Source organism: Saccharopolyspora sp. NPDC050642 (genome assembly GCF_040654735.1).
In the GTDB taxonomy this organism is placed as follows: domain Bacteria; phylum Actinomycetota; class Actinomycetes; order Mycobacteriales; family Pseudonocardiaceae; genus Saccharopolyspora; species Saccharopolyspora elongata.
Genome location: NZ_JBFAIN010000029.1, coordinates 96498 through 103730 on the forward strand (window position 1 = coordinate 96498; position 7233 = coordinate 103730).

Genomic DNA, 7233 nt, shown 5'->3' on the forward strand with positions numbered 1-7233 from the left:
TCGCCCCACGGGCCCTGACCGAACCCCTGGGTGTGCAGTTTCAATTGAAACTGCACCCCCAGGGTGCCAGGGTTTTCCGCAGTTTCAATTGAAACTGGGGTCAGTGGCGGGCGAAGGTGGAGAGGGCCGCGACGGTGACGAAGACGGCGGCCGTCGCGGTGAAGACCAGCGTCGCCGCGGTCAGGCCGTAGGCCGTGCTGAGGAAGCCCAGGGCGACGCTGGGGACGCTGGCCGACAGGTACGCCACGACGTAGATCAGCGCCGCGGTGCCCGCCCGGTGCTCCGGGGCCGCCAAGCCGGTCAGCATCCGGAATCCGCCCATGAACACCAGGCCCCAGCCGGTGCCGAGCACCGCCGAGCCGACGAAGAACACCACGGCGCTCTGCCCGAGCGCGGCCGCCGCAACCCCGGCGAGCCCGACGAGCATCAGCGGCGCGCCGACCCGCACCGCGCGCCGCGCCTCCCAGCCGCCCAGCAGAAGCTGCGCGAGCCCGCCGAACCCGGCCAGCGCCGCGACCGCCAAACCGCCCACCAGGTAGGAGTTTCCGCTGACCAGCCCCTTGGCCACCGACGGCCCGAGGGACATGAACATGCCGCCGACGATCCACGAGGCCAGCAGCGTCGTCGCCATCAGCGCGAACGTCGCGCCCTTCCCGGCCGGCACGGTCGGCCGCTGCGGGCGCAGCACCTCGCGCAGCGCGCTGCGGCGCGCGACCGGCTCCGGCATCAGCAGCACGCCCGGGATCGCGAGCAGGAAGCCGAGGATCAGCAGCAGGTAGCTGGTCAGCGTGGGCCCGGGCACGAACTGCACCAGAGCGCCCGCCAGCAGCGAGCCGAGCGCCATGCCGAGCCCGGCGGCGACGCCGTTGATCAGCGATCCGCGGTTGGTGCCCGGGCGCTGGAAGTCCAGCAGGGCGCCGCTGATCGCGCTGGTCGCGATCCCGGTGGCCAGGCCCTGCAGCGCCCGGCCAACCAGCAGCCAGCCGACGCTCGGCGCGATCGCGAGCACCAGCATCGAGGCGATCTCCAGCACCAGCCCGGTCAGCAGCACCGGCCTGCGGCCGATGTGGTCGGACAGCGAACCGAAGAGCACCAGCGCGAGCAGGATGAGGACCGCGTAGACGGCGAAGACCTCGGTGAGCACCGTGGTGGTGAAGTGCCATCGCTGCTGGTAGATCGAGTACATCGGGGACGGCGCGGTGGAGGCCATCAGGAACAGGGCGTACACCCCGCCGATGAACCAGAACGACGCGGGCCGGGACAGCGCGCCGCGGCCGAGGGTTCCGCTGCGGGGCTGGACGAGCTCCGTTGTGGTCATGCCTTCCTCTGCTTCCAACGGCCGCGGATCGCCCTGCTCGCAGCGGGCCGCAGCGGAATGAGTGATTCCGGTCCGGTCCAACCCGGCAGCGGAATGGATCATTCCGCTGCCCGCGTATGCTGTGGCCATGCCCACACCGGACAGGTCCGCGCGATACGACGACCAGGTCATCGCCGCCGCGCGCGAGGTGTTCGCCGCGCAGGGCTTCGCGGCGCCGATGTCGGAGGTCGCCAAGCGCGCGGGAGTCGGGGTGGCGAGCGTGTACCGGCGCTACCCGAGCAAGCAGGAGCTGGTCGAGCAGGTCCGCATCACCGCGTTCCGGCGGATCATCGGCGAGGCGGAATCGGCTCGCGCCGAGGAATCCGACCCGTGGCAGGCCCTGGTCCGGTTCATGCGCCGCTGCCTGCGGGAGGGCTCCGGGATCGGCACCGTGCTGCCGCCGATGGACCAGCAGCACACCTATTCCGCGGAGTTCCGCGAGCTGCAGCAGGGCGTCGCGAGGGAGATCGAGGCCCTGGTCGACGCCGCGAAGCGGGCGGGCGAGCTGCGCGCGGACGTGGACTGGACGGACATCCTGCTGCTGCTCAAGCACCTCAACCCGGCGCTGCCGACGAGCGAGGCCCGGCGGGCCGAGTTCCGCGCGCGCTACCTGGCCCTGGTGCTCGAAGGCCTGCGCGCGGGAGGCGCGGAGCTGCCGGGGCCGCCGCCGGACCGGGCGGAGTGGCAGGCCCTCTGCGACAACTTCGCCATGTCCTGACCGCCGAACGACCGGCCGCCAAAGCCTGTTTCCGACCGGGCAAAACATCACCTAGCCCGGACGGGCATCCCGCGCCTCAGCGTTCAGCTGGGGCGCTTTTCGCTGTTCAGGGGCATTTTCGGGGTTCCGCTTGACCTAGATCGGCCGATAGTTATCCTATGATCGTAGGTTAATAGAGTGATAGGGGAAGTGCTTGATCGAGTTCCGCGTCGACAGCGGTACCGGGGTGCCGCCCTACCGGCAGCTCGTGCATCAGGTCGAGCACGCCCTCCGGCTCGGGCAGCTGCAGGTCGGCGACCGCCTGCCCACCGTCAAGGAAGTCGCGAAGAACCTCGTCATCAACCCGAACACGGTGTTGAAGGCGTACCGCGAGCTGGAGCACAAGGGACTGGCCAAGGGCCGTCCCGGGGCGGGCACCTTCATCGAACGGGGCCTGACCGGACTGCCCGCGGAGGAGCAGGCCGAGCTGCGCGCCGGCCTGGAGCGGTGGCTGACCGGGGCGTACCGGGCCGGCATGGATTCCGAAGGCATCTCCGCGCTGATCGCGACGGTGCTGCACGACTTCTGTCCTGAGGGGAACCAATGACTGAAACCGCCATGACGGCGACCGGCCTCGGCAAGCGGTACGGCCGCAAGTGGGGCCTGCGGAACTGCTCGCTGCAGGTGCCTGCGGGCCGGGTCGTCGGCCTCGTCGGCCCGAACGGCGCGGGCAAGTCCACGCTGCTGAACCTGATGGTCGGCCTGCTCGCGCCGACGGAGGGCGAGCTGACGCTGCTCGGCGAGCGCGTCGGCCCCGGCACCGTGCTGGACCGCGTGGCCTACCTCGACCAGGAGCACTCGCTGTACCGGAACTTCAAGGTGCGCGAGATGCTCAAGGCCGGGCGGATGCTGAACAAGCGCTGGGACGAGCAGATCGCGCTGGACCGCCTCGCCGAGCTGAACATCCCGCTGGAGAGCCGGATCGGCGGGCTCTCCGGCGGCCAGCGGGCGCAGGTCGCGCTGGCGGTGGCGCTGGCGAAGAAGCCCGAGCTGCTCATCCTCGACGAGCCGGTGGCCAGCCTCGACCCGCTGGCCAGGCGGGAGCTGATGAGCGTCCTGATGGAGACGAAGGCCACCTGGGACTGCACCGTGGTCCTGTCCTCGCACGTGGTCTCCGAGCTGGAGCGGCTCTGCGACCACCTGATCGTGCTGGACCACGGCCAGGTCAAGCTCTCCGAGGACATCGACGACCTGCTGGAGCAGCACCACGTCCTGATCGGACCGAAGGGCGCGGCGGCGGGCGTGACCGGCGAGATCGTGCACCGGGAGGAGCGCGAGGACCGGGTTTCCCTGCTGGTGCGCGGGAATCCCCCGGCTCCCGGCTCTGCGTGGGACGTGCAGCGCGTCGACCTGGAAACGCTCGTCATGCACTACCTGACGGCTTCGGCGCCGCAGCGCATCCGGGAGGCCGCCGCATGACCTGGTTGACCTGGCGGCAGCACCGGCTCGGGCTGGCCGGATTCGCCGTCGTCTTCCTCGGCGTGGCGGCGATCTACCTCTTCTCCGGCTCGCTCGGCGCCGATGCCTCGACGGTTTACACCGCGGCGTACGGGTTCTCGCGCCTGGTCAAGTTCGGCGAGGACGTCAGCAGCTTCCTGCTGCCGCTGCCGCTGCTGGTCGGCATGTTCGCGGGTGCTCCGCTGGTGTCCAGGGAGCTGGAGCAGAACACGTTCCGCTACGCGTGGACCCAGGGCGTCTCGCGGAGTCATTGGCTGTGCGGCAAGGTGCTCCTGGTCGGGGCCGCGGTTCTGGTGCTCAGCACGACCTTCTCCCTCGTGCACATGAGCTGGTTCGCGCCGATGGTTCCCGAGATGGGCTGGTTCAAGTTCTTCAACCAGTCGGTCCCGGCGTTCCCGATGAGTTGCCTGTTCACCTTCGCGCTGGGAGTCGCCGCCGGAACGCTGCTCAAGCGGACGGTGCCCGCGATGGCCGCGACCCTGTTCGGCGGCGGCGCCGTCTTCGTGGTGATGGCCTGGCTGCTGCGGCCGAACTACATGGAGCCGATGACCCTCGCCCGGCCGCTCGAACCGGTCGACGGGCAGTCCGGATCCGAGGACGTGCTCAACGATGTGTACTACCTCGGTGCGGTTTTCCGCGACAGCTCGGGAGGGACCGGGAGCTCGGCGGTCTGGGGAGAAGGCGAACCCGCGCCGGTCAGCATCGTCACCTACCACCCGGCGGACCGCTTCTGGTCCTTCCAGTTCATCGAAGCGGGGATCTACCTCGCGTTGACCATCGCTTGTCTGGCGCTGGCCTTCTACTGGCTGCGCCGCAAATTCAGCTGACCTGATTCCGGGCGAGACGAGGGCGCGAATCGCGCCCCGACCGATGCTGCCCGGAAAAACCCCCAAAACCGGAGGTACGAATGATCTGGTTGACCTGGCGGCAACATCGGTTGATGGTCGCCCTGGTCGGCGCGGTCCTGCTCGGTTTCGCCGCGTGGTTCCTGTTGCTGGGCAACGGAATGCGGGATTCGCTGGGACAGGCCGAGTTGGTCGACTGCATCGGTATCGGGATCGACTGCGGTGAGTGGACTTCGTCCCTCAGCCTGCTGAGCAGCCTGCAGGGGACACTGCTTCCCGTGCTGCCGGCGCTGATCGGCGCGTTCCTGGGCGCGCCGATGCTGACGCGGGAGATCGAGCAGCGAACCTTCCGCTACGCCTGGACGCAGGGGATCTCCCGCGAGCACTGGCTGTTCAGCAAGGTGTTCCTGCTCGGCGGCGCGATTGCCGTGCTCAGCACCGTGTTCTCGGCGGCGTACGTGTGGTACTTCCAGCCGGCCGTGCCGGAGTGGAGCTGGTTCGACGCCTTCGGCATGGTGCTGCCGTCCTTCCCCGCGACGTGCGTGTTCGGTTTCGCGCTCGGCGTCCTGGCCGGAACGGTGACCAAGCACCTCCTCGTCGGGATGGCGTTGTCGCTGGTCGGTTTCCTGGCCGTCTTCCTGCCCGTCGTGGCGTGGCTGCGACCGCACTACATGTCGCCGCAGCGCCTCACGACCGACGAGTACTACCGGGGGCCGCGCGGCTGGGTGACCGAGTTCGTCTACCGGAGCCCGGAAGGCGAGGAGCTCGACATCTTCGGGGCGCTCCGGGCCAGCGGCGTTCCGCATGCGCCGAACTCCATCGGCACGGCCGAGATCGACCAGCTCAGCGCGGCCGGTTACACCCAAATCGTGCTCGTCCAGCCCGGCAGCCGGTTCTGGACGCTCCAGTTCGTCGACGCCGGGGTGTTCCTCGTGCTCGCCGCGGCGTGCATCGCGCTGACCTGCTGGCTGTTGCGCCGCAAGGCGATCTGATCTTCCGGGCTTCGCTCGGGACCTTCACCGAATCGAGAGGAAAAACCATGCGCATCACCAAGTTGCTCGCTGCCGCCTTCGGCGCGGCGCTGGTCGGGATCGCGACCGCCGGTAGCGCCGGCGCGATCGTCGGTGGCGCTCCGGCGGACGAGCAGTACCCGTTCATGGCGTCGCTGCAGGTGCCGGACGAGCCCAGGTTCCACTGCGGAGCGACGCTGATAGACGACGGCTGGCTGCTGACCGCCGGGCACTGCGTCGACTCGTTCGACGCGGGGCAGCTGACGGCGCGCGTCGGCAGCCCGGACCGCACCACCGGCGGCGAGGAGCGCCGGATCACCGAGAAGGTCCTGCACCCGCAGTACAAGAAGGAGTACCTGGCGCAGTACGACTTCGCGCTGCTGAAGCTCGACCGGCCCGTCGACCTGCCGACGGTGCGGATCGCGGACGCCGAGCAGGTGCCGGGCAAGGACACCCGGCTGATCGGCTGGGGCCGGGAGTGCAGCGAGTTCGACTGCGGCGAGGTCCCGGCCTTCCCGCGCCAGCTGAAGCAGTACGACGCCGAGGTGGGCGACGACGCCGAGTGCGCCAAGACCGACGGCAGCGTCGACGCCTGCGTTCGGCCGCCCGCCACCGGCGACTCCGTCTGCCAGGGCGACTCCGGCGGTCCGGCGCTGATCCGCGACGCGGCCGGGCGCTGGGAGCAGATCGGCATCACGAGCCGGTTCGGCGGCACTGCGGAGGAGGCGGTCTGCGGCGGCGAGCCGGACATCTTCGCCGACCCGGTCGCGGTCCGGGACTGGATCGGCCAGACGATCGGCGGCTGAACCACCTGATCGGAGGTGCGGCCGGTGCACGTCGCCCCGGCCGCACCTCTCCGTGACGTGTTTTCCCAGGTCAATATCAGCCGATGGAGCGGTTCCGCACCGGATGCCCAGGTGATCTTCGTGTTCGGCGATGATCGGACTACCCTGCGCTGTGTGGGCATACCTGCGTGGCTCTGGTTCGTCATCGCCGTCGTCGCCATCGGTGCGGGCGTCGTGCTGCTGATCGCCGACCGATCCCAGCGCGCGTCGAACAACCGCGAGCGACGCCGTTGGGCCGCGCTGCGCGGCTGGCAGTTCGCCGAGGTGGACCAGGTCCTGCCGACCAGGTGGGAGCGCGGCGTGCTGGCCCAGTTCGGCGGCGTGACGGCCACCGACGTGGTGGCCGGGTCCACGTTCACCGCCGACGGGCGGCGCCAGGTGTACGTCCTCGACCTCGACGTCAACGGCAAGGCGGCCGCGGTGCTGGCCGCCATCCGCTGCCGCCGGTCCGCCCCGGCCACCATCGAGCTGTGGCTGCCCGACGTCCCGGTGCCGCAGGACTCCGAGCTGGACCTGCTCGGCCCGGTCGGCTCGCGGTACGCGTTCGTCACCGAGGTGGCGGCGGCCCGGCCGCTGGTGACGCCGGACCTGGTGGACGCCACCGAGGAGATCGGCCACGACGTCACGGTGGTGTGGCTGGAGAACGACTGGGTGCTCGCGGCGCTGCACCCCGACGACGCCGACCCGGCGCGCCTGGAGCGGCTGCTGCGCGACCTCGGCGAACTCGCCGACCTGATCGACCCCTTCGACACCGACCCGAACGAGGGCGACGGCGCCAACGCCGCGGTGGAGGACGACGAACTCGTCGACGCCGAGCCGGAGCCGTCGGAACGCTCGCGCTGACTTCGGGAGTCCGCAATTTCCATTGAGGTGATCTCAGTGGGGGTTATGTGTAGCCGTGTTCGTGGTGGGTGAGGACGAGTGCGGCTTGGACGATGTCGCCGATTTTGCCGGGGCTGGC

General features: G+C 70.0%; 8 protein-coding genes. 7 read left to right on the forward strand and 1 reads right to left on the reverse strand.

The genetic code is table 11. The features are described from left to right. Positions 1 to 100: 100 nt before the first annotated feature. Positions 101 to 1318, reverse strand: coding sequence for an MFS transporter (locus AB0H93_RS32460; protein WP_358577837.1), 1218 nt, complete (start codon positions 1316 to 1318; stop codon positions 101 to 103). 127 nt (positions 1319 to 1445) lie between these two features. Between AB0H93_RS32460 and AB0H93_RS32465 the strand changes: the two genes are divergently transcribed. The 7 genes from AB0H93_RS32465 to AB0H93_RS32495 all read left to right on the forward strand — a co-directional run bounded on the left by AB0H93_RS32465 (position 1446) and on the right by AB0H93_RS32495 (position 7115). After that, complete coding sequence (locus AB0H93_RS32465; protein ID WP_358577839.1) at positions 1446 to 2075, forward strand: helix-turn-helix domain-containing protein; 630 nt, start codon at positions 1446 to 1448, stop codon at positions 2073 to 2075. 193 nt (positions 2076 to 2268) lie between these two features. Further along, positions 2269 to 2661 (forward strand): GntR family transcriptional regulator, encoded by a 393-nt coding sequence (locus AB0H93_RS32470; protein ID WP_358577841.1) that lies wholly within the window; start codon positions 2269 to 2271, stop codon positions 2659 to 2661. Further along, on the forward strand, positions 2658 to 3533 hold the full coding sequence (locus AB0H93_RS32475) for an ABC transporter ATP-binding protein (protein ID WP_358577843.1): 876 nt from the start codon (positions 2658 to 2660) through the stop codon (positions 3531 to 3533). The genes AB0H93_RS32470 and AB0H93_RS32475 overlap by 4 nt, the downstream gene beginning before the upstream one ends. Further along, entirely contained in the window at positions 3530 to 4399 is an 870-nt protein-coding gene (locus tag AB0H93_RS32480; RefSeq protein WP_358577846.1) for an ABC transporter permease subunit, read from the forward strand. The genes AB0H93_RS32475 and AB0H93_RS32480 overlap by 4 nt, the downstream gene beginning before the upstream one ends. An 80-nt stretch (positions 4400 to 4479) precedes the next feature. Further along, positions 4480 to 5409, forward strand: coding sequence for a hypothetical protein (locus AB0H93_RS32485; RefSeq protein ID WP_358577848.1), 930 nt, complete (start codon positions 4480 to 4482; stop codon positions 5407 to 5409). A gap of 47 nt (positions 5410 to 5456) precedes the next feature. Further along, positions 5457 to 6233 carry a serine protease gene (locus AB0H93_RS32490; RefSeq protein WP_358577850.1) on the forward strand — a complete coding sequence of 259 codons (777 nt, stop codon included), beginning with the start codon at positions 5457 to 5459 and terminating at the stop codon, positions 6231 to 6233. Between the two features lie 153 nt (positions 6234 to 6386). Continuing rightward, positions 6387 to 7115 carry a hypothetical protein gene (locus AB0H93_RS32495; RefSeq protein WP_358577852.1) on the forward strand — a complete coding sequence of 243 codons (729 nt, stop codon included), beginning with the start codon at positions 6387 to 6389 and terminating at the stop codon, positions 7113 to 7115. The last annotated feature ends 118 nt before the right edge of the window (positions 7116 to 7233 follow it).